Annotated in this window: 3 protein-coding genes; all 3 read right to left on the bottom strand. The window is 64.0% G+C overall.

The genetic code is table 11. The annotated features are described in order from the left end of the window. On the bottom strand, positions 1-887 hold an 887-nt coding region (locus tag BLU17_RS32010; RefSeq protein WP_143189409.1), incomplete at its 3' end, for an FAD-dependent oxidoreductase. Between the two features lie 4 nt (positions 888-891). Continuing rightward, entirely contained in the window at positions 892-1260 is a 369-nt protein-coding gene (sdhD, locus tag BLU17_RS32005; RefSeq protein ID WP_092006739.1) for a succinate dehydrogenase, hydrophobic membrane anchor protein, read from the bottom strand. A 3-nt stretch (positions 1261-1263) separates the two neighbouring features. Continuing rightward, a complete protein-coding gene (sdhC, locus tag BLU17_RS32000; protein ID WP_092006736.1) occupies positions 1264-1680 on the bottom strand; it encodes a succinate dehydrogenase, cytochrome b556 subunit in 417 nt (138 codons plus the stop codon). Positions 1681-1688: the final 8 nt, after the last annotated feature.

The following is a 1688-nucleotide window of genomic DNA, read 5'->3' as shown; positions in this document are numbered from 1 at the left end:
CGCGAAACGAAGTCGCGCGGCGCCAGATCCTTCAGGGTCGGCGCGTAGCGCTCCATGAAGCGCTCGCCGTTCGAGTTGCGCAGAATGCCGCCTTCGCCGCGCACGCCTTCCGTAATCAGCACGCCCGCGCCGGCCACGCCGGTCGGGTGGAACTGCCAGAACTCCATGTCCTGCAGCGCGATGCCCGAACGGGCCGCCATGCCGAGACCGTCGCCGGTGTTGATGAACGCGTTGGTCGATGCCGCGAAGATCCGGCCCGCGCCGCCCGTGGCGAACAGCGTGGTCTTGCCTTCGAGGATGTAGACGTCGCCCGTTTCCATTTCCAGCGCGGTCACGCCGAGCACGTCGCCGTCGGCGTCGCGGATCAGGTCCAGCGCCATCCATTCGACGAAGAACGTGGTCTTCGCCGCGACGTTCTGCTGGTACAGCGTGTGCAGCAGCGCGTGGCCGGTGCGGTCGGCCGCCGCGCATGCGCGCTGGACCGGCTTCTCGCCGTAGTTGGCCGTGTGGCCGCCGAACGGACGCTGGTAGATGGTGCCGTCGGCGTTACGGTCGAACGGCATGCCCATGTGTTCCAGCTCGTACACGGCGTGCGGCGCTTCGCGGCACATGAACTCGATCGCGTCCTGGTCGCCGAGCCAGTCGGAGCCCTTGATCGTGTCGTAGAAGTGGAAGTGCCAGTTGTCTTCGCTCATGTTGCCGAGCGAGGCGCCGATGCCGCCCTGCGCCGCAACCGTGTGCGAACGCGTGGGGAACACCTTCGAGAGCACGCAGACCGACAGACCGGCGCGCGCGAGTTGCAGCGAAGCGCGCATCCCCGAGCCGCCGGCGCCGACGATGACCACGTCGAACTTGCGACGCGGCAGAGAATTCTTGATTGCAGCCATTCTTTTACACTCTCCAGAGAATCTGAGCGGCGTAGCCGAGGCTGCCCAGCAGCCATGCGATCGTGAGGACGTCCAGCGTGATGCGCAGGCCGACCGGCTTGATGTAGTCCATCCAGATGTCGCGCACGCCGACCCACGCGTGCAGGAACAGCGCGACGAGGGTGACGAACGTGGCGAGCTTCATCCACTGGGCGGCGAAGATCGAGGCCCAGCCGTCGTACGAGAAGTCGTGCGCGCCGAAGAACACGACGAGCAGCACGATCGTGTAGATCGCCATGATCGCGGCGGTGGCGCGTTGCGCGATCCAGTCGCGGATGCCGTAGTGAGCGCCGACGACGAGGCGCTTCGGACCGATACCGTTTTTAGCCGACATTTTTTAGAACGCTCCGAAGAGTTTTGCCGCGAAGGCGATCGTGAGGATCGTGGAGACGATCACGACGACAGCGGAGGTCGTCTTGCCTTTTTCCTTGTTCACGAGGCCATGGTTGAAGTCCATGCACAGGTGACGCACGCCGGCGCAGAAGTGAAAGAGGAACGCCCACCCGAGGACCAGCACGATGAGCTTGACGATGACGCTGGAGAGGAAGCCCTTGAACACCTCGAAGCTCAGCTCCGAAGTGAGGCTTTGGTCCAACAGGAACAGGATGAAAGGCAGGAACAGGAACAACAGCGCACCGCTGATGCGGTGGCCGATCGACACACGACCGGCCAGAGGCAGGCGGTATGCGAACAATATCTGCCCAAGCCCGATGTTCCGGTATTCCGGCCTCGGTTTTTTTGCGGCTTCTGCCATGCTAGACC

Origin of the sequence: Paraburkholderia lycopersici (assembly GCF_900096975.1) — a bacterium.
GTDB classification, from domain to species: domain Bacteria; phylum Pseudomonadota; class Gammaproteobacteria; order Burkholderiales; family Burkholderiaceae; genus Paraburkholderia; species Paraburkholderia lycopersici.
Note: the sequence above shows the minus strand (reverse complement) of the source record. Positions and strands in the feature narration are given on the sequence as shown.

Coding starts and splice junctions, on each gene's coding strand:
- sdhC (WP_092006736.1), bottom strand. CDS start 1,680: ATGGCAGAAGCCGCAAAAAAACCGAGGCCGGAATACCGGAACATCGGG.
- sdhD (WP_092006739.1), bottom strand. CDS start 1,260: ATGTCGGCTAAAAACGGTATCGGTCCGAAGCGCCTCGTCGTCGGCGCT.